The sequence below is a fragment of the Ancylobacter sp. FA202 genome (assembly GCF_000380205.1).
Classification (GTDB): domain Bacteria; phylum Pseudomonadota; class Alphaproteobacteria; order Rhizobiales; family Xanthobacteraceae; genus Ancylobacter.
Window position 1 is genome coordinate 3,288,331 of the sequence record NZ_KB904818.1, and the last position, 19,515, is coordinate 3,307,845.

General features: G+C 68.6%; 14 protein-coding genes. 9 read left to right on the forward strand and 5 right to left on the reverse strand.

Annotation, left to right across the window (positions count from 1 at the left end):
- Positions 1-137: 137 nt before the first annotated feature.
- From A3M1_RS0114940 to A3M1_RS27190, 3 genes are all read left to right on the forward strand, one after another.
- Positions 138-2,138: an AsmA family protein gene (locus A3M1_RS0114940; RefSeq protein ID WP_018389792.1), complete on the forward strand. Its 2,001-nt coding sequence runs from the start codon at positions 138-140 to the stop codon at positions 2,136-2,138.
- 111 nt (positions 2,139-2,249) lie between these two features.
- A complete protein-coding gene (locus A3M1_RS27185) occupies positions 2,250-4,052 on the forward strand; it encodes a type IIL restriction-modification enzyme MmeI (protein ID WP_371258752.1) in 1,803 nt (600 codons plus the stop codon).
- Positions 3,992-5,719: a hypothetical protein gene (locus A3M1_RS27190; RefSeq protein ID WP_371258785.1), complete on the forward strand. Its 1,728-nt coding sequence runs from the start codon at positions 3,992-3,994 to the stop codon at positions 5,717-5,719. Before A3M1_RS27185 ends, A3M1_RS27190 begins: the two co-directional genes overlap by 61 nt.
- Before the next feature lie 9 nt (positions 5,720-5,728).
- On the opposite strand, the gene A3M1_RS0114950 is transcribed toward A3M1_RS27190, so the two are convergent.
- A complete protein-coding gene (locus A3M1_RS0114950; protein WP_018389793.1) occupies positions 5,729-8,560 on the reverse strand; it encodes a PAS domain-containing sensor histidine kinase in 2,832 nt (943 codons plus the stop codon).
- Between the two features lie 316 nt (positions 8,561-8,876).
- On the opposite strand from A3M1_RS0114950, the gene A3M1_RS0114955 reads away from it, so the two are divergent.
- From A3M1_RS0114955 to groL, 4 genes are all read left to right on the forward strand, one after another.
- Positions 8,877-9,269 (forward strand): phasin family protein, encoded by a 393-nt coding sequence (locus tag A3M1_RS0114955; protein ID WP_018389794.1) that lies wholly within the window; start codon positions 8,877-8,879, stop codon positions 9,267-9,269.
- 232 nt (positions 9,270-9,501) lie between these two features.
- The gene (locus A3M1_RS0114960) at positions 9,502-10,011 is read left to right on the forward strand and encodes a phasin (RefSeq protein ID WP_018389795.1); all 510 of its coding nucleotides are present in this window, start codon (positions 9,502-9,504) and stop codon (positions 10,009-10,011) included.
- A gap of 242 nt (positions 10,012-10,253) precedes the next feature.
- On the forward strand, positions 10,254-10,550 hold the full coding sequence (groES, locus tag A3M1_RS0114965) for a co-chaperone GroES (RefSeq protein ID WP_018389796.1): 297 nt from the start codon (positions 10,254-10,256) through the stop codon (positions 10,548-10,550).
- A 47-nt stretch (positions 10,551-10,597) separates the two neighbouring features.
- Positions 10,598-12,238 carry a chaperonin GroEL gene (gene groL / locus A3M1_RS0114970; RefSeq protein WP_018389797.1) on the forward strand — a complete coding sequence of 547 codons (1,641 nt, stop codon included), beginning with the start codon at positions 10,598-10,600 and terminating at the stop codon, positions 12,236-12,238.
- A gap of 311 nt (positions 12,239-12,549) precedes the next feature.
- On the opposite strand, the gene A3M1_RS0114975 is transcribed toward groL, so the two are convergent.
- Positions 12,550-13,173, reverse strand: coding sequence for a MarC family protein (locus A3M1_RS0114975; protein ID WP_018389798.1), 624 nt, complete (start codon positions 13,171-13,173; stop codon positions 12,550-12,552).
- 167 nt (positions 13,174-13,340) lie between these two features.
- On the opposite strand from A3M1_RS0114975, the gene A3M1_RS0114980 reads away from it, so the two are divergent.
- Positions 13,341-13,976 carry a ribonuclease HII gene (locus A3M1_RS0114980; RefSeq protein ID WP_018389799.1) on the forward strand — a complete coding sequence of 212 codons (636 nt, stop codon included), beginning with the start codon at positions 13,341-13,343 and terminating at the stop codon, positions 13,974-13,976.
- A gap of 52 nt (positions 13,977-14,028) precedes the next feature.
- Here A3M1_RS0114980 and cydB read toward each other — a convergent pair whose 3' ends face one another.
- The 3 genes from cydB to A3M1_RS0114995 all read right to left on the reverse strand — a co-directional run bounded on the left by cydB (position 14,029) and on the right by A3M1_RS0114995 (position 17,512).
- Positions 14,029-15,051: a cytochrome d ubiquinol oxidase subunit II gene (gene cydB, locus A3M1_RS0114985; RefSeq protein WP_018964069.1), complete on the reverse strand. Its 1,023-nt coding sequence runs from the start codon at positions 15,049-15,051 to the stop codon at positions 14,029-14,031.
- A gap of 2 nt (positions 15,052-15,053) precedes the next feature.
- Entirely contained in the window at positions 15,054-16,463 is a 1,410-nt protein-coding gene (locus A3M1_RS0114990) for a cytochrome ubiquinol oxidase subunit I (RefSeq protein WP_018389801.1), read from the reverse strand.
- 131 nt (positions 16,464-16,594) lie between these two features.
- The gene (locus tag A3M1_RS0114995; RefSeq protein ID WP_018389802.1) at positions 16,595-17,512 is read right to left on the reverse strand and encodes a uracil-DNA glycosylase family protein; all 918 of its coding nucleotides are present in this window, start codon (positions 17,510-17,512) and stop codon (positions 16,595-16,597) included.
- A gap of 113 nt (positions 17,513-17,625) precedes the next feature.
- Here A3M1_RS0114995 and A3M1_RS0115000 point away from each other — a divergent pair, with 113 nt between their 5' ends.
- Positions 17,626-19,296, forward strand: a complete 1,671-nt coding sequence (locus tag A3M1_RS0115000; protein ID WP_018389803.1) for an electron transfer flavoprotein-ubiquinone oxidoreductase — start codon at positions 17,626-17,628, stop codon at positions 19,294-19,296.
- The last annotated feature ends 219 nt before the right edge of the window (positions 19,297-19,515 follow it).

Consider the following 19,515-nt stretch of genomic DNA (forward strand, 5'->3'; position numbering starts at 1 on the left):
AAACAGACACAGAGCGCCAACATGGTGCGGCAACCTTGGTACGGCACCCGCGCGCGACCCGTACCTCTCTGAGCGCGGCCCTTGCTTGCGCGGCTTCGCTCCGATGCGGTAGCGAGGGCGGGGAGCATGACGACACAATGAAGAAGTTCATTCCATTCCTCCTCGTGCCGCTGGCTCTGGCGATGGTGGCCGGCGTGCTGGCGCCCAAGCTCGCCTCCGAGGAGACGTTGAAGGAGCAGGCGCGGGCGACGATCGCCGCTGCCACCGGGGCCGAGCCGACGCTCGATGGGCCGGTCTCCTTCGACGTACTGCCCTGGCCGGCGCTGACGCTGGGCGCGGTGAGCCTTCAAGACCCGCGCGCGCGGCTCGACGTGCCCCATATGCGGGTGGTGCTCGACCTGCTGCCCCTGCTGGCCGGGCATGTGCGCGCCGACCATATCGAACTCACCGACGCCCGCCTGACCCTGGCCGAGCCGGGCGACGGGCTGGCGGCGCTGAGCGGCTTCATCTCGGCTCTCGGCACGGCTGAATCGCGCGGCGATCTCGTCGTCACCAATGGCAGCATCGCCATCGCACGCGGCGCGGCGGTCGACATTCTGGTCCCGCAGGCGGACCTGACCATTGGCTGGCGCGGCGGGGCCAGCGTCGAGGTGGCGGGCAAGGCGCTCTGGCGCGGCGAGCCGGTGGAGATTGATGGAAGGCTGACCGGCCTGCGGGCGCTGGCGGTGGGCGAGGTCGGCGGGCTCAACCTGTCGCTGGGGGCGCCGCTGGCGCGCGCCAGCTTCACCGGCGGGGCGCGGCTGGCGGGCGGGCCGGTGGTCTCCGGCGACCTCAAAGTGTCCGCCGGGCAGCTGCGCGAGGCGCTGGCCTGGCTCGGCATGCAGGCGCCGACCGAGAGCGGCTTCGGCGCCTTCGACCTGCGCGGCATGGCGCTCGTTTCGGCGCAGGGCGCCCAGCTGAGCCAGGCGCGGCTCGATCTCGACGGCAATTCCGGCGTCGGCGCCTTCAACCTGCGCATCGATGGTGCGCGCCCGATGCTGCAGGGCTCGCTGGCGAGCGAGACCATCGATCTCTCGCCCTATGGCGAGCTGACCCTGTCGAGCCCGCATCAGGGCGGCTGGAGCCGAGAGGCGATCGATCTCGGCCCGACCCAGGCGATGGATGTCGAATTGCGGCTCTCCGCCGGGCGGGTCCGCCTCGGCGGCGCCGATCTGCAGCGCATGGCCGCCAGCGCCACCGCCAAGGGCGGGCGGCTTTCGCTCACCATCGGCGAGGCCGAAGCGTGGGGCGGGCTGTTCCGCGCCTCGCTGCAGCTGTCGCCGCGCCCGGCCGGGCCGGGGATGAATGTGCGGATGGACCTTTCCGCCGACGATGTGGCGCTGGGCGCCGCGCTGGGCGAACTGTTCCGTTTCCAGCGGCTCGAAGGCACCGGCTCGTTCCGGCTCTCGGCGGTGGGCGGCGGCACCAGCATCATGGATATCGCGCAGGGGCTTGGCGGCGCCTTCACCCTCACCGGCAGCGAGGGCGGGCTGGTCGGCATCGATGTCGGGCGCATCCTGGCCCGGCTGGAGAAGCGCCCGCTCTCCGGTGGCGATCTGCGCGGCGGGCGCACGCCCTTCGCCGATATCGTGGTCGATGCGCGCATCGCCGGCGGCGTGGTCAAGCTTGACCGGCTCGACCTCTCCAGCGACACGCTGCATGTGGCGCTGGCCGGGGAAAGCCCGGTCGCCTCGCGCGCGCTCGATCTCTCGGGCCTCGCCCAGCTGGTGCGGGCGGCGCCGGCCGGCAAGGCCGGGGCGACGATGAGCGACGCGCGCAACGGCGCCGGCCCGGACGCTGTCGATTCCGCAGGGGGCGCCGCCGCCGCGGTCCTGCCCGGCAGGGTGGCGAGCCTGGCCGCCGCCGATCCGGCCGCTGTGGCGACCGGGAGTTCAGCCGCGAACGAAACGTCGGCGGCGAGCGGGGCCTCGCCGCAACCGGCGCGCGCCGTGGCATTCTCGCTGCCCTTCATCGTGCGTGGCGACTGGCAGCGGCCGATCCTGCTGCCGGACCCGCAGGCGCTGATCCGCCGCTCCGGCGCCGGCCGCGCCCTGCTCGGCACCTCCGACAAGCTGGACGTTTCCGCCCCCGCCCCCTGAGGTCGCTGTTCCGCCAGCACCCGGGCGGTTGATCCTCTCCATCGATACCGCATTGCCGGGCGCGTAAGGGAGGGCTAGCCTCGCGGCTCTCCTCGTGTCACTTGGGCGGGCATGACCGACGTCGAGCGCTTCATTTCCCGTTGGACAGGCCGCGAAGGTGGGCAGGAGCGCGCCAACTACGCCCTGTTCCTCACCGAGTTCTGCCGCCTCATCGGCGTGGAGTCGCCGGACCCGGCCACCCATGCCACCGAGCTGAACGCCTATGTGTTCGAGCGGGCCGTGACCTTCCGCGAGCCGGACGGGTCCACCGCGAAGGGCCGCATCGACCTCTACAAGCGCGGCTGTTTCGTGCTGGAGGCCAAGCAGAGCCGGCAGGGTGAGGGGCCGAAGGCCGCAGCGGGCGCCGCCCAACCCGCCTTGTTCCCGCTGGAGGAGCCGCCGCAGGGGCGCCGCGTCAGCCGCCGTTGGGACGTGCTGATGATGAACGCCCACCGGCAGGCGCAGGACTACGCCAAGGCGCTGCCGCCGTCCGAGGGCTGGCCGCCCTTCCTCATCGTCTGCGATGTCGGCAACTGCTTCGAGCTTTATGCCGACTTCTCCGGGCAGGGGAAGAACTATGCGCAGTTCCCGGATCGGCAGGGGTTTCGCATCTTCCTGCAAGACCTTCGCTCGGAGGAGGTGCGCGAGCGGCTGAAAAAGGTCTGGACCGACCCGCACAGCCTTGACCCCACCAAGCGCGCCGCCAAGGTCACGCGCGACATTGCCGAGCGCCTCGCCAAGGTGTCGAAATTCCTTGAGGAGCAGCGCGAGCCGGACGGCGCGGCGCGCTACAAGCGCGAGGCCATCGCCTCTTTCCTCATGCGCTGCCTCTTCACCATGTTCGCGGAGGACGTGGAGCTTATCCCGAAGGAGAGCTTCAAGCGCGTGCTGGACCGCTGCCGGGCGACGCCGGAGCTGTTCCCCGAATTGGTCGGCCAGCTCTGGGAGGCGATGGACGCGGGCACCTTCGCCTTCGCTATTGAGGCCAAGGTGAAGCGCTTCAACGGCTATTTGTTCAAGGACCGCACGGTGCTGCCACTGCCGCGCGAGGAGATTGGCGAGCTGTTCGAGGCCGCCAAGGCGAACTGGCGCGAGGTGGAGCCGGCCATCTTCGGCACGCTGCTGGAGCAGGCGCTGGACCCGGTGGAGCGCCGCAAGCTCGGGGCACACTACACCCCGCGCGCCTATGTCGAGCGGCTGGTGGTCGCCACCATCATCGAGCCGCTGCGGGCGGAATGGGACCTCGTGCGCGCCACCGCCGAACGTCTGACCAGCGAGGGCAACCCCGGCGCGGCCTTGGCGGAGGTCATGAAATTCCATGCCCAGCTCTGCGGCGTGCGCGTGCTGGACCCCGCCTGCGGCACCGGCAACTTCCTTTATGTCGCCCTGGAGCTGATGAAGCGGCTGGAAGGCGAGGTGCTGGAAGCGGTGGCGGACCTTGGCGGGCAGGAAACGCTGGGGCTGGACCGCCACACCATCGACCCGCACCAGTTTCTCGGCATGGAGCTGAACCCGCACGCCGCCGCCATTGCCGAGCTGGTGGTGTGGATTGGCTTCCTGCAATGGTTTTCCGCACGCAGGGCGGCCAGCCGACCGAGCCCATTCTGCGCGACTTCAAGACCATCAAGGCGATGGACGCGGTGCTGCTGCACGATGGCAGCGAACCAGCACGGGACGCCTCCGGCCAGCCTGTGCTGCAGACGGACGCCGAAGGACGCCGCGTGCCGGTGCTCACCTTCCGCAATCCGCGCCTGCCGCCATGGCCGGAAGCGGAGTACATCGTCGGCAACCCGCCCTTCATCGGCGGCAAGGATGTGCGCGGCCGGCTGGGTGATGGCTACGCCAAGGCGCTGTGGGCGGCGCATCCGCACATGAACGAGAGCGCCGATTTCGTCATGTACTGGTGGGACCGCGCGGCGGACCTGCTGACGCGGCGGGGCACGAAGCTGCGGCGCTTCGGCTTCGTCACCACCAATTCCATCACGCAGGAATTTTCCCGCCGCGTCATGGCGGCACGGATGAAGGCGAAGAAGCCGATTTCCCTGCTGATGGCGATACCGGACCACCCATGGACCAAGGCGACGCGGGACGCGGCGGCCGTGCGTATTGCCATGACCGTGGCGGTGGCCGGCAAGCATGACGGCGTGCTGCGGGAGGTGGTGCAAGAGAAGAGCGTCGATACGGACGCCCCGCTAGTCGAGCTAAGGGACGCGACCGGCGCTATCAATCCAGACCTGACGGTCGGCGCTGACGTGCTTGCGGCGACGCCATTGATGGCCAATGCGTTCATTTGCTCCAACGGGATGAAGCCTCTTGGGGCAGGTTTCATTCTGGATGCCCAGCAGGCGTTGGCGATGGGGCTTGGCCGCAGAGCAGACGCTGAGCGTCACATAGTTCCGTATCGAAACGGTCGAGACCTCACTTCGCGGTCGCGGAATTGCTACGCGCTCGATTTTTTCGGACTATCAAGCGATCAGGTGCGAACAAGTTTTCCTGAGGCTTATCAACATCTTGTTGTGACAGTGAAGCCGGAGCGGGAAGCCGCCGCAGAGCGCTCGCAAACTCGCGATGCTCAAGAATACGCGGAGAAGTGGTGGCTGTTTTGTAAGCCACGGCAGGAACTGCGGAAGTTTGTGGACGGCCTCAAGAGATACATTGTTACCGTCCAAACAGCCAAGCACCGCGTGTTTCAGTTCTTCGACCCTGCATTGATGCCAGATCAGAAGCTTATGGTTTTTGGTCTGCCAGACGGCGCTCACCTTGGCGTACTGTCCTCACGTGTGCACTCAGCGTGGACGCTCCGCACTTGTGGGTGGCTCGGTGTCGGCAACGACTCTGTTTACGTGAAGTCCAGAACTTTCGACCCCTTCCCCTTCCCGGACGCCTCCGAGCCGCTGAAAGCGCAAATCCGCGCCGTTGCTGAGGAACTGGACGCCTTCCGCAAGGCCCGGCAGGCGGAGCATCCGCGCCTCACCCTCACCCAGATGTACAATGTGCTCGAGAAGCTGCGGGCCGGTGAGCCGCTGGACGCGGACGACACCCGCATCCGCGACGAGGGGCTGGTGCTCATCCTGAAAGAGCTGCACGACCGGCTCGATGCGCTGGTGTTCGACGCCTATGGCTGGCCGCGCGACCTATCGGACGAGGACATCATCGCCCGCCTCGTGGCGCTCAACAAGGAGCGCGCCAGGGAGGAAGCACGGGGCTTGATCCGCTGGCTGCGGCCGGACTACCAGAAGGCCCGCGCCGGCATCGCCACCGCCGTGCAGCCGGAAGAGGCGCAGGACAGCATGGCGCTGGTGGTGGACGCCGCCAAGGAGCAGAAGCCGCAATTCCCGGCCGGCGAGGTGGAGCGCACCGCCGCCATCATGGCCGCGCTCGCCAACGCTTCCGGCACGGTGGACGCCGCCGCCATCGCCGCCGGCTTCCGGCAGGGCAAGCGTGTCGAGCCGCCGATACAGGCCACCCTGGCCTCGCTGGTCCGCATGGGCTTCGCCAGCACCCCGGATGGCCGCAGCTTCATGTTCCGCCGCGTGGCGTGAGGCGGGCGGCTACTCCGCCAGCACCCGTGTCGAGGGGAAGATGATCTCGACGATGGTGCCGACATCCACCGCGCTGCGGATGTTGAAGGCGGCGCGGTTGGCCTCCGCCAGCGCCTTGGTCAGCGGCAGGCCGAGACCGGTGCCGCCGGAACCGGCGCGGGCCGAGGTGGTGATCTGGCGGAAGGGTTCCATGGCCAGCACCACGTCGGATTCCGACATGCCGACCCCGGTGTCGCGCACCCGCAGCACCACTTCGCCCTCCTCGGTCAGCGTCGTCGACAGGATCACCTGCCCGCCGGGCTGGGTGAACTTGATCGAGTTGGAGACGAGGTTGAGCACGATCTGCCGGATCGAGCGGGTGTCGGCCACCACGGGCGGCAAATCGCTGGCAAGCGAGGAGCGGATGATGATGCGCTCGCGGTTCGCCTGCGGCTGCATGATGCCCATGCATTGCTGCACCACCTCGTTCAGCGACACGCTGGTGAAGGCGAGGTCGAGCTTGCCGGCCTCGATCTTCGACAGGTCCAGCAGATCGTTGATCAGCGAGATGAGGTGTTCGCCCGAAGCGTGGATGTCGCGCAGATAGTCGCGGTAGCGCTGGTTCTCCACCTGCCCGAAACGCTCCTCCATCATCACTTCCGAGAAGCCGATAATGGCGTTGAGCGGGGTGCGGATCTCGTGGCTGATCTTGGCGAGGAAGTCGGACTTGGCGAGGTTGGCGCGCTCGGCGAGGCGCTTGGCCTCGATCAGTTCCTCCTCGGCGCGCTTCCACTGGGTGATGTCGCGCAGCACGGCGCAGAATTTGGTGGGATCATCGCCCACCCGTCCCACCGTCATGAACAGCGGGATCAGCCCGCCCTCGCGGACGCGCCCGATCACCTCGCGCCCGTCATTGAGCACGCTGGCGACGCCGTTGGCGGCGAGGCCGTCGAGATAGTCGACCGCCGCGCGGTGGCTTTCCGGCGCCAGCAGCAGGGTGAAGGATTCGCCCTTCACCTCGCCGGCATTGAAGCCGAACAGCGCTTCCGCCGGGTGGTTCATCGACAGCACCGTGCCGGCGGCGTCGATCAGCACGACGCCATCGGTGGCGGTGTCGAGAATGGCGCGCAGCTCGCGGCTGGAACTCTCCGCCTCGCGCAAAGCGAGCTCGGCCTGGCGCAGGCGCTCGTCGGCCACGCGGGCGTCCGCCGCGCGTGCCTCGGCGATGCGCTCCTCGGTGACGCGCGCCTCGGTGACGCGCGCGTCAACCAGAGCGTCGGCGGCGGCGCTGTCGGGGGCGGTGGCGCGGTGCAGCACATAGAGCATCGCCGGGCCGCCCTCCCAGGGGGAGGACATCAGCCGCGCCTCGACGCGGATCGGCGTGCCGTCGGCGCCGAGAATGGTCAGTGCCACATCCTCGCCCGCCGCCCTGTCGGCCTCTGCCGGGCCGGTGTCGAACAGTGAGGGCAGGCCGCCTGCAGCCTCCAGCGCGGCGAGGTCGGCATGGCCGGTCCATTCCAGCAGGGCGCGGTTGGCGTAGAGCAGCCGGTCGCCGCGAAAAGCGATGAGGCCGAGCGGCAGGCGGTCCAGCACCGGGCGCTCGCCTTCGGAGAGCGCGCGGCGCAGGCCGGTGGCCTCGGCGGGGCGCTCGCTTTCCTGCGTGCTTGCGCTTTCACCCGCAGCGGCCGGGGCCGGGTCGGCATTGTCCTGCGCCACGGGGGAGGGGGGCGCGGGCGCAGGCGTCGCGGGCGCAGGCGTCGCGGGCGTTTGCGCCACAGGATCGACGGAAGCCGGCGCCGGCGGTTGGGCCGACTCAGAGTCCGGCGCCGGCTCGGCAAGGTCGTCGACACCTTCCAGCTTCGCGCCCAGCGCGCGGGCGATCTCGCGGAAGGCGTTGCGCTCGCCGGTCGACAGCCCTTCCCAGGAGGAGCGGACATTGTCGCGCCCGGCCTCGGAGCTGCCGGCGCGCAGCGGCACGACATTGGCGGGGGAGGGCACGAGGCTCAGCGTCACCCGCACCGGCGGGGTGAGGTCCGCCATGGGGGGCTGGGGCGGGGTTTGCGTCGGTGTGACGGGCGGCTGGGGCGCCTCGGCCGGCGGGCCTTCGGGCGCCGGGATGGTCGCGCGCGGCGGCAGTGCAGGGGGTAGTGCAGGGGGCATGGCGGGCGGCAGGGTGGGGGCCGCGGCGCGGGCCTCCAGCGGCCGGCGACCCTTGAGCAGGCCGAAGCCGCGCATGCCGTCGCCGCGAATGGGCGCGCCGCCCAGCTCGATGTCGAGGCCATCGCCGCGCCCGGTGGGCAGCAACACCGCCAGATGGGTGAAGCTGGCGCCTTCCGTCACCGCCCGGTGCGCGTCGGGCGCGCCAAGCGCCCGCCAGTCGAGGCCGGCAAGCTCTTCCGGCGCCCGCGCCAGCGCGGCGGCGAGGCGCGGGTCGATGCGGTTCAGCCGTGCGTCGGGGCCGGTGCTCCAGGTGAAGCGGGCCGGCCCGGGGGGCGCGGGCGTCGTCGATGTCGGCGCGGGGGGGGCCATGGGGCGGGCGGGGACGGCGTCGAGCCCGACCAGCAGCAGCGCCCGGGCGCCGCCGGCGGCGAGCAGGGAACAGGCGAAAGTGGCGGGGGTGAGCGCGCCGGGCAGGCGCAGCCGCTCCAGCCGCGCCGGGCGAGCGGGGCGCAGCGTGGCGGCAAGACGCGGCGCCAGCGCCGTCAGCGTGGCCTCGTCCAGCAGCGCGCGGCCGGCCTCATTGGCGGCGATCGGCGTTCCATCGGCCCGCACGAGCACGGCCGGCGCCGCCCCGGCGAGCGCCGTGGCCGCCTGAGCACGCAGGTTCTGCGTCGCCGAAATGCCGAAATCGTCGCTGTTCATGGTCGCCTGAATGATCCCGCCGGTGCGAACCGGATGCCGGCGCCGGGCCCGCAAGGACCTGCCGCCGCCTGTAAACACTAATGCGGGCCGGCGCCGCTTGCCATGCGCCGGGCCCCCTGTCGCGCCAGCTTCACCTTTTCCGGTTAATTGCTTGCCACTGATCCCGGTTAACCAAACGCAACCGGGGCGTGGCGGCAGGGTGAATTCCGTTGCGTTTTGCCTGATGTCTCCTACTTTAGACGTAGGCATCAGGCCGGATAGAACTGCCTTACGTTGCGTCTAGACTCCCACATCGTCATCCGGAGGAGTTTTCGCCATGGCCGACAATTCGAAACCCGACTTTCCTCCGAAACTCGACGTTCCACCCGAGCTGCGCGCCATCGCTGAGCAGGGCGTGGGGCAGGCGCGCGCGGCGATCGACGGTTTCCTCACAGCCGCGCACAAGGCGCTCGACGATGCCAGCCGAAAGGTCGATGCGGCGCATGGCAATGCCCGCGACATGGGCCGCACCACGCTGGATTTCGCCGAAGCCAACATCGCCGCCGGGTTCGATTTCGCCTCGCGCCTCGCCAAGGCGACGACGGTGGACGAGTGGACGCGGCTGCACGCCGACTATGTGAAGGAACAGGCCGCCCGCCTCACCGAGCAGGCGAAGGCGATCGGCCAGCATGCCAGCGCGGCCTCGCCCTTCGCCAAGGGCGACAGCTGAGCGCGACATGAGGCGACGCCGCCAACGGCGTCGCTAAAAAAAGTTGAAAAAATTTGCAGCTTCGGGCGGTTTGTGCATTGCAATATCATGTTGCAGTGCACAATTATAGGGAGCCAGACGAGGCAGAGGGTCGGGTTACACTCTGACAGCGCCTTTGCCGGTCAGGGCGCGACCGCCAGCGCGGAGCGGTCGCCGCCATCCTGAATCCGCCGCGATTGCGAGGAGAAAACCCATGGTTGACGCTACCCCCATCACCCCGTCCCCGAAAAAGGCCGCCAAGGCCGCCACCTCGGCTTTCGAGGCTGCCATGCCCAAGTTCGAGATGCCGAAGTTCGACATGTCGGCCGGCGTGGAAGTGCCCGCCGTCGTGCGTGAAATGGCCGAGAAGAGCGTGCAGAACGCGCGCGACACCTATGAGAAGTTCAAGGCCAACGCCGAAGAGACCACCGACCTGCTCGAAGACACCTACAGCACCGCCTCGCGCGGCCTGACCGAGTACAACACGGTGGCCCTCGAGTCGCTGCGCACCAATGTGAACGCCGCCTTCGACTATATGGGCGCGCTGTTCGGCGCCAAGAGCGTCTCGGAAGCGGTGGAGCTTTCCACCGGCCATATGCGCAAGCAGTTCGACGTGCTCTCGTCCCAGGCCAAGGAACTCTCGACCCTGGCCCAGAAGGTCGCCGCCGACACCGCCGAGCCGATCAAGGCCTCGGTCGAGAAGACCATCAAGAAGTCGGCCTGATCGCCGCTTCTTCTGCTATCAAACACCCGGTTCGCGCCCTGCGCGGGCCGGGTTTTTTGATGCCCCGCGCGTGCCCGCGCCGCATGACGCGATATGACAGCCGAAGGCCGTCCGGCCCGCTTGACTCACTCGGGCACCGTTCCTATCTCCGCTGGAAGTTTGGCACTCGCCTCTGAAGAGTGCTAGTAAGCTCCATACCCAGCGCCACGACGGCGCGCGATAGGAAGACCGAGGATCTACCGATGGCCAAGCTGAAGTTCCGCCCCCTGCATGACCGCATCGTGGTGAAGCGCCTCGACGCCGAAGAAAAGACGGCGGGCGGCATCATCATCCCCGACAGCGCCAAGGAAAAGCCCTCGCAGGGCGAAGTGCTCTCCGTTGGCCCCGGCGCCCGCGACGAGGCCGGCAAGCTGGTCCCGCTCGACGTCAAGGCTGGCGACAAGGTGCTGTTCGGCAAGTGGTCGGGCACCGAAGTGAAGATCGACGGTCAGGACCTCCTGATCATGAAGGAATCGGACGTCATGGGCATCGTCGGCTGAGCCGACCTTATCCTTCCCCGACATTCTGAATTTCAGGAGTAGGCCACATGGCTGCCAAAGACGTTAAATTTGCCGGCGATGCCCGCGAACGGATGCTGCGCGGCGTCGACATTCTCGCCAATGCGGTGAAGGTCACGCTCGGCCCCAAGGGCCGCAACGTCGTGATCGAGAAGAGCTTCGGCGCTCCCCGCATCACCAAGGACGGCGTCACCGTCGCCAAGGAAATCGAGCTCGAGGACAAGTTCGAGAATCTCGGCGCCCAGCTGGTGCGTGAAGTCGCTTCCAAGACCAACGACCTCGCCGGCGACGGCACCACCACCGCCACCGTGCTCGCCCAGTCCATCGTCCGTGAAGGCGCCAAGTTCGTCGCCGCCGGCATGAACCCGATGGACCTGAAGCGCGGCGTCGACCTCGCGGTCGCCGAGGCGATCAAGGATATCGAGAAGCGCGCCAAGAAGGTGAAGAACACCGACGAAGTCGCGCAGGTCGGCACCATCTCCGCCAATGGCGATGCCTCGATCGGCGAGATGATCGCCGGTGCGATGCAGCGCGTCGGCAACGAGGGCGTGATCACCGTCGAGGAAGCCAAGACCGCCGAGACCGAGCTCGACGTGGTTGAGGGCATGCAGTTCGACCGTGGCTATCTCTCGCCCTACTTCATCACCAATGCCGAGAAGATGACGGTGGATCTCGAAGATCCCTACATGCTCATCTTCGACAAGAAGCTTTCCGGCCTGCAGGCGATCCTGCCCGTGCTCGAAGCCGTGGTGCAGTCCGGCAAGCCGCTGCTGATCGTCGCCGAGGATGTCGAGGGCGAGGCCCTGGCCACGCTCGTCGTCAACAAGCTGCGCGGCGGCCTGAAGGTCGCGGCCGTCAAGGCTCCGGGCTTCGGCGATCGCCGCAAGGCCATGCTGGAAGACATCGCCATCCTCACCGGTGGCCAGGTGATCTCCGAAGAGCTCGGCATCAAGCTGGAGAGCGTCAATCTCACCATGCTCGGCCGCGCCAAGAAGGTGATCATCGAGAAGGAAAAGACCACCGTCATCGATGGCGCCGGCAAGAAGAAGGACATCGAGGGCCGGGTCGCGCAGATCAAGGCGCAGATCGAGGAAACCACCTCGGACTACGACCGCGAGAAGCTGCAGGAGCGTCTGGCCAAGCTCGCCGGCGGCGTCGCGGTGATCCGCGTCGGCGGCGCGACCGAGGTTGAGGTCAAGGAAAAGAAGGACCGCGTCGACGACGCGCTCAACGCCACCCGCGCGGCCGTGCAGGAAGGCATCGTCCCCGGCGGCGGCATCGCCCTTCTGCGCGCCAAGAAGGCCGTGGAGAAGCTGACCTCCGACAACCCGGACATCCAGGCCGGCATCAAGATCGTGCTGCGCGCGCTTGAGGCCCCGATCCGCCAGATCGCCGAGAATTCCGGCGTCGAGGGCTCGATCGTGGTCGGCAAGGTGCTGGAATCGAAGGACCCGAACTTCGGCTTCAACGCCCAGACCGAGCAGTTCGTCGACATGATCGCCTCCGGCATCGTCGACCCGGCCAAGGTCGTGCGCACCGCCCTGCAGGACGCGGCCTCGGTCGCCGGCCTGCTGATCACCACCGAAGCGATGATCGCCGATGCGCCCAAGCGCGACGGCGGCGCCCCCTCCATGCCCGGCGGCGGCGGCATGGGCGGCATGGACTTCTGAGGAAGTCCATTCGCCCCTGCTTTTCGCTGAGTACCTAAGCCGGGCAAGCCCGGCTTAGGTGGCGGCATGGACTTCCTCGGGTGTCCATCCGCCCCTGCGGGCTTCAATTGAATGAAAAGGGCGCGGCGCAAGCCGCGCCCTTTTTGCTGCGGTATCGCCCCCTGTGCGCCGTCATCCCCGGGCTTGACCCGGGGATCCACGCCTTGGCCGAGGGGCGGTTGCTGAGACGAAGACGTGGAGGACCCGGTCAAGCCCGGTCCTGACTCGGCATGTGGGTTCAAGCCCGATCCGGACGTCGCGCGGGGCCCGCCTCAGATCGGCGGCAGGTGCAGCCACTGGGAGGCGGCGCTGAGGATGAGATCGACCGCCAGCGCGGCGAGGATCATGCCCATCACCCGGCTGATGATGGAGGCGCCGCCCCGGCCGATCAGCTGCCCCAGGCGGCCGGCCGCCAGCATGATGAGGAGCGTCATCCCCAGCACCAGGCTGAAGGTGGCGATGGTCATGATCCGCTCGGAAAAATCATGTCGCGCGGTGTCGGTCAGCACCACCGCCGCCAGCATCGCGCCCGGGCTGGCGATGGAGGGGATGGCGAGCGGATAGATGGCGATCTCGATCGGGTTCAGCTCGGCCGGCGCGTGCGGGTCGGTGTGGCTCTTGCCGTGGATCATGGTGAGCGCGAACAGGAACAGCACGATGCCGCCGGCGATCTGGAACGACTCGATCGACACATCCATCGACCGCAGCAGCCAGTGCCCGGCCATGGCGAAGAACACCAGCACGCCGAAGGAGACGAGTGTGGAGAGCACCGCCGCCTTGGTGCGGTCCGCCGCGCTGAGCCCGGCCGTCACCGCCAGGAAGACGGGAAGCGTGCCCAGCGGGTCGATCACCACCCAGAGCGTGACGAATTCCTGAATGCGTTCCGACCAGTTCATGGTGCCGCTCAAATGGTTGTCGGGCCTTATAGGCGGATCCGCCGGCGGGCGGGTGGTAATGTTGCATCGCTGCCGCCCGCTCGGCATGGTGCGGCGCGGGCGAGGACGCGAATCGCGCGGGCGAAACGCGCCGGCCTTGCGCTGATCCCTATGAGAGACCTTCCATCATGGCTGAGCCGCGACAGAAACCGGACTTTTCGCGGGAGCATGAGGCGCACCGCGCGGGCGAGGTGCCGGTGGCGGGGGTCGACGAGGTGGGGCGCGGCCCGTGGGCCGGGCCGGTGGTCGCCTGCGCCGTGGTGCTGGACCCCGCGCGGGTGCCCGTGGGGCTGGACGATTCCAAGCGCCTCTCGGCCGCCCAGCGCGAGCGGCTGTTCGAGGAGATCTGCGCCACCGCCGATGTCTCGCTGGCCTTCGCGCCGCCGGTTCGCATCGACGGCCATAATATCCGCCAGGCGACGCTATGGGCGCTGGCCCGCGCGGTGGCCGGGCTGGCCTGCACCCCGCGGCTGGTGCTGGTGGATGGCAATGACCTGCCGCCGGTGCCCTGCGCGGCGCGCACTATTATCGGTGGCGACGGGCTGGTGGCGTCCATTGCGGCGGCGTCCATCGTCGCCAAGGTGACGCGGGACCGGCTGATGGGCGCGCTCGGGGCGGCGCATCCCGGCTATGGCTTCGAGCGGCACATGGGCTATGGCACGCCGGAGCACCAGCAGGCGCTGGCGGCGCTCGGCGTGTGCCGCCACCACCGCACCTCCTTCGCCCCCATCCGCACCCGGCTCAACGAAACGCCGGCGGCCTGAGCGGGGCGGGTGGCAAGGGCGCGGCGCGCGACGCGCCCAGACCCCTGGGGGCTCAGTGGTAGCCCTCGCCCTCGCGCACCTTGCCGCGGAAAAGCCAGTAGACGAAGGCGATATAGCCCAGCACCACCGGCAGCATGAACACCGTGCCGATGAGCATGAACACCTGGCTCGCGGGGGCGGCGGCGGTTTCCCACACGGTGAGCGAGGGCGGCACCAGATAGGGGAAGATCGACACCCCGATGCCGAAATAGCCGAGCAGGAACAGCCCGATGACGCCGAAGAAGGGCAGATTGTCATGCCCCTTTTCCAGCCAGCGCCACACCGCATAGGCAAGCACGAGGGTGAGCAGCGGCACCGGCGCGAGATAGAACAGGTTCGGCGTGGTGAACCAGCGCTCGGCGATGCGCGGGAAGGCCAGCGGCGTCCACAGGCTGAAGATGGCCATGAACACCAGCACCACCGGCAGCAGCATCTTGGCCCGCGCGCGCGAGCGAATGGCGGCGGCGCCCTCGGTCTTCATCACGAGCCAGACGCTGCCGATCAGCGCATAGCCCGCCACCACGGCGACACCGCAGACGAGAGCAAAGGGGGTGAGCCAGTCGAGCGGGCCGCCGGCGAAGGCGTTGTTCTCGACCTTGATGCCCTGCACGAAGCCGCCCAGCAGCACGCCCTGGAAGAAGGCCGCCAGCGTCGAGCCGCCGGCGAAAGCGATGTTCCACAGGAACCGGCTGGTGTCGGCGACGTGGCGGAACTCGAAGGCGACGCCCCGGAACACCAGTGCCAGCAGCATGAAGATGACCGGCAGATAGAGCGCCGGCATGACGATCGAATAGGCGAGGGGGAAGGCGACCAGGAGGCCGCCGCCGCCCAGCACCAGCCAGGTCTCGTTGCCGTCCCAGAACGGGGCGACCGAGCTCATCATCTGGTCCTTCTCCACCTCGCTGGCGGCGAAGGGAAACAGAATGCCCATGCCGAGGTCGAAGCCATCAAGCACCACATACATGGCGATGGCGACGGCGAGCAGGAGCGACCAGATGACGGGCAGATACCATTCCATGCCGGAGCCGACGAACATGTTCATTCCCCCGGGTTGTTGATGGCCGCGCGCGTCGCCTTGTGGGCGGAGGCGAGCGGACGGGTCGGCACGCCCACCGGCGGCTCGACGGCCGCGCCTTCGGGGCCCTTCGCGATCAGCCGGTTGATGTAGTAGATGCCGCCTGAAAACACGATGCCGTAGACGAAGACGAACAGCGCCAGCGTGGTGGCCACCGCCCAGCCATCGACCGGGGAGACCGCGTCCGCCGTGCGCAGGATGCCATAGGCCACCCAGGGCTGGCGGCCGACCTCGGTGACGAACCAGCCGGACAGGATGGCGACGAAACCGATCGGCCAGATGTGCTGGAGCGGGGCGAGGTACCAGTCGGTCTCGAACAGCCGGCGGCGCCAGAGCAGGAAGGCGCCGAGCCAGCCGACGGTGATCATCAGCGCGCCAATGCCCACCATGACGCGGAAGGCGAAGAACGGCACCGCCACCGGCGGGCGATCGGCGCGGGGGAAGTCCTTCAGCCCCTGGATGGTGTCGGTCCAGCTATGGGTGAGGATGAGGCTGCCCAGATGCGGAATGGCGATCTGGTAGTCGTTGCGCTCCGTCTCGTCATTGGGGATGGCGAACAGCACCAGCGGCACGCCGCTGGCGCCGGGCTCGTTTTCCCAATGGCCCTCGATGGCGGCGATCTTGACCGGCTGGTGCTTCAGCGTGTTCAGCCCGTGCGCGTCGCCAATATAGGCCTGCAGCGGGGCGAAGACGCAGATGAGGCCGAGCGCCATCCGCATCATGGTGCGCCCATCCTCGGGGTAGCGGCCGGAATAGACATAGCGCGCGCCCACCGCCAGCACGACGAAGGCGGTGGTGAGGTAGCAGGCCGTCACCATGTGCGCCAGGCGGTAGGGGAAGCTCGGGTTGAAGATGATGGCCAGCCAATCCACCGGATGGGCGACGCCGTCGATGATCTCGTGACCGGCCGGGGTCTGCATCCAGCTATTGGCGGAGAGAATCCAGAACGCCGACAGCGTCGTGCCGAGCGCCACCATCACGCAGGAAAACACGTGCAGCCCGCGCGGCACCCGGTTCCAGCCGAACAGCATGATGCCGAGGAAGGTCGCTTCCAGGAAGAAGGCGGTCAGCACCTCATAGCCGATGAGCGGGCCGATGACATTGCCGACGACGCGGGAGAAATGGCTCCAGTTCGTGCCGAACTGGTAGGACAGCACGATGCCGGACACCACGCCCATGGCGAAGGACACGGCGAAAATCTTGGTGAAGAAGCGGGCGATGCGGTGATAGCGCTCGTGCCCGGTGCCGATCCACAGCAGCTCCAGCGTCGCGATATAGGCGGCGAGGCCGATGGTGAAGCTGGGAAAGATGATGTGGAAGGAAACGGTGAAGGCGAACTGGATGCGCGCCAAAAAGGTGGGATCGAATTCCATCGCTCAACCTCTGCCGTCACCGCCTGCGAGGGTGACAGTCGCAGGGTAAGCCGATGCGCGCGTCAATGGAATGACTCAAATCAGCCGCGATGCGGTCGAATTGTCCCGGCCACCGGCGACGGAGGGGGCCCTTAGTCCCCGCCGCCCCCGCTCGGCTTCTGCGCCAGCCGGTCCTCGATCGCCAGCATGTCGCGCCAGGCCATGCGCTTGCCGAGCGGCGTGCGCAGGAGATAGGCAGGGTGGAAAGTGGCCAGCGCCGGGATGGTTCGGCTGCCGGTGTCGTACTCCACCCAGCGCCCGCGTCCCTTGGTGATTCCGTCGCGCAGGCCGAGCAGGGTCTGCGCCGCGGGACCGCCGAGGCAGACCAGCAGGTCGGGGTTGGCGAGTTCGATCTGCCGGCGGATGAAGGGCAGGCAGATCGCGGTTTCCTGCGGCGTCGGCGTGCGGTTTCCCGGCGGGCGCCAGGGCACGACATTGGCGATATAGGCGCTCGTGCGGTCGATGCCGATCGCCGCCAGCATGCGGTCGAGCAGCTTGCCCGAGCGGCCGACAAAGGGCTTGCCCTCGATATCCTCGTCGCGTCCCGGCGCCTCGCCCACCAGCATCAGCCGCGCCGAGGGGGTGCCATCGGCGAAGACAAGGCGCGTGGCGGTGTGCTTGAGCGGGCAACCCTCGAAGCGCTCCAGCAGCGCCCGCAGCGCGTCGAGATCCGGCGCCGAGGCGGCGGCCTCGCGCGCCTCCAGCGCCGCCACGTCAGGCGGTGGCGGGGAGGCGGGGGCGGCAATGGCGGGGGCGGGCATCGGGGCGCGGCGCGGGGCCGGCGCGGCGTCGCCCGGCGCTGCGCCCTCGGGGGCGGTTCTGCGCGGTGAGTCCGGGGCGGCGGGGGGCGCGGCCCGCGCGGCCTGGCTCTCGGCGAAGCGGTCGACCGGCTCTTCGCCCAGCGCGACATCGACCCCCGCTTCCAGATGGAAGGCGAGGATGTCGGCAAGGGCGTCGCGGTCGCCCGCCCAGTCGCCGCCGTTCCCGCTATCGCTAAGTGTCGAACTCATAAGGCGCATTCTTCCTGTCGGATGGCTGATCCTATCCGTCGCGGAGAGAGTTGTCAGGTCGGGGCAAGCGTGGAAGAAGTCCAATCAGCACCCGGCGGGAGCGGAGAGACGGAATGAATGCGGCGGAACGGCCGGCGGAACTGCCCGAACGCGAGGCGATGGAGTTCGACGTGGTGGTCGTCGGCGCGGGGCCGGCAGGGCTCGCGGCGGCGATCCGGCTCAAGCAGCTGGACGAAAACCTCTCGGTCGTGGTGGTCGAGAAGGGCTCGGAGGTCGGCGCGCACATCCTCTCCGGCGCGGTGGTCGACCCTTCCGGGCTCGACCTGCTGTTCCCGCACTGGCGCGAGGAGGCCGACGCGCCGCTGAAGACCCCCGTCACCGACGATCGTTTCTATTTCCTCGGCCCCGCCGGGTCTCTGCGCCTGCCCAACGCGCTGCTGCCGCCGCTGATGAGCAATCACGGCGCCTATATCGGCTCGCTCGGCACGGTATGCCGCTGGCTGGCGGGCAAGGCGGAGGCGCTGGGGGTCGAGATCTATCCCGGCTTCGCCGCCGCCGAGCTGCTTTATGAGGACGGCGCCGTGGCCGGCATCGCCACCGGCGACATGGGCGTGGGGCGCGACGGCGAGATTACCGACCGCTTCACCCGTGGCATGGAGCTCAGGGCGAAATACACGCTGTTCGCGGAAGGCGCGCGCGGCCAGCTCTCCAAGCAGCTGATCGCCCATTATCGGCTCGATGCCGGGCGCGAGCCGCAGAAATACGGCATCGGCCTCAAGGAGCTGTGGACCGTGCCGGCCGAGCAGCACCGGCCGGGGCTGGTGCAGCATTCCTTCGGCTGGCCGCTCGACAACGCCACCGGCGGCGGCTCCTTCCTCTACCATATGGAGGACCGGCAGGTGATGGTGGGCTTCGTCGTCCACCTCAACTACGCCAACCCTTATCTCTCGCCCTTCGAGGAATTCCAGCGCTTCAAGGCCCACCCGCTGGTGCGCGAGACGCTGGAAGGCGGCAAGCGGATTTCCTATGGCGCCCGCGCCATCACCGAGGGCGGCTACCAGTCGGTGCCGAAGCTCGTCTTCCCCGGCGGGGCGCTGATCGGCTGCGCCGCCGGCTTCGTCAATGTGCCGCGCATCAAGGGCAGCCACAACGCCGTGCATTCCGGCCTGCTCGCCGCCGCCGAGGTGGCGAAGGCGCTGGCCGACGGGCGCCAGCATGACGAACTCGCCGGCTACGAGGCCGGCTGGCGCGGCTCGGCCATCGGGCGCGATCTGTGGAAGGTGCGCAACGCCAAGCCGCTGTGGTCGAAGCTCGGCACCTATGCCGGCATCGCGCTGGGCGGGCTGGACATGTGGCTGAACACGCTGCTGGGTGTCTCGCCCTTCGGCACAATGGGGCACGGCAAGCCGGATTCGGCGACGCTGGTGCCGGCCGCAAAGGCGAAGCGCATCGACTACCCCAAGCCGGACGGCGTGGTGTCCTTCGACCGGCTGTCCTCGGTGTTCCTGTCCAACACCAATCATGAGGAAGACCAGCCGATCCACCTCAAGGTCGCCGACATGGCGCTGCAGAAGGCGTCGGAGCACGACGTCTTCGCCGGGCCGTCGGCGCGCTACTGCCCGGCGGGCGTGTATGAATGGGTGGAGGAGGGCGGCGCGCCGCGCTTCGTGATCAACGCGCAGAACTGCGTCCACTGCAAGACCTGCGATATCAAGGACCCCAACGCCAACATCACCTGGGTGGCGCCGGAAGGCGGGGGCGGGCCGAACTACCCCAACATGTGAGGAACGACCATGCGCAGCCGTCTTCTCGCCGCCTTAGCGATGGGTGCCAGCTTGTGGATGGGCGCCGGCCTGCCAGCCCTCGCGCAGGAAAAACCCGATTACGCGCCCTACCGCGAGGGGCTGTTCCTGCGCTACCTCAACGCCGAGCCGGGCGAGATCGACGGCGTGCCGCGCCTCGGCCTCTCCTTCGGCGGCAGGGCGCTGCGCGCCGAGCTCGAT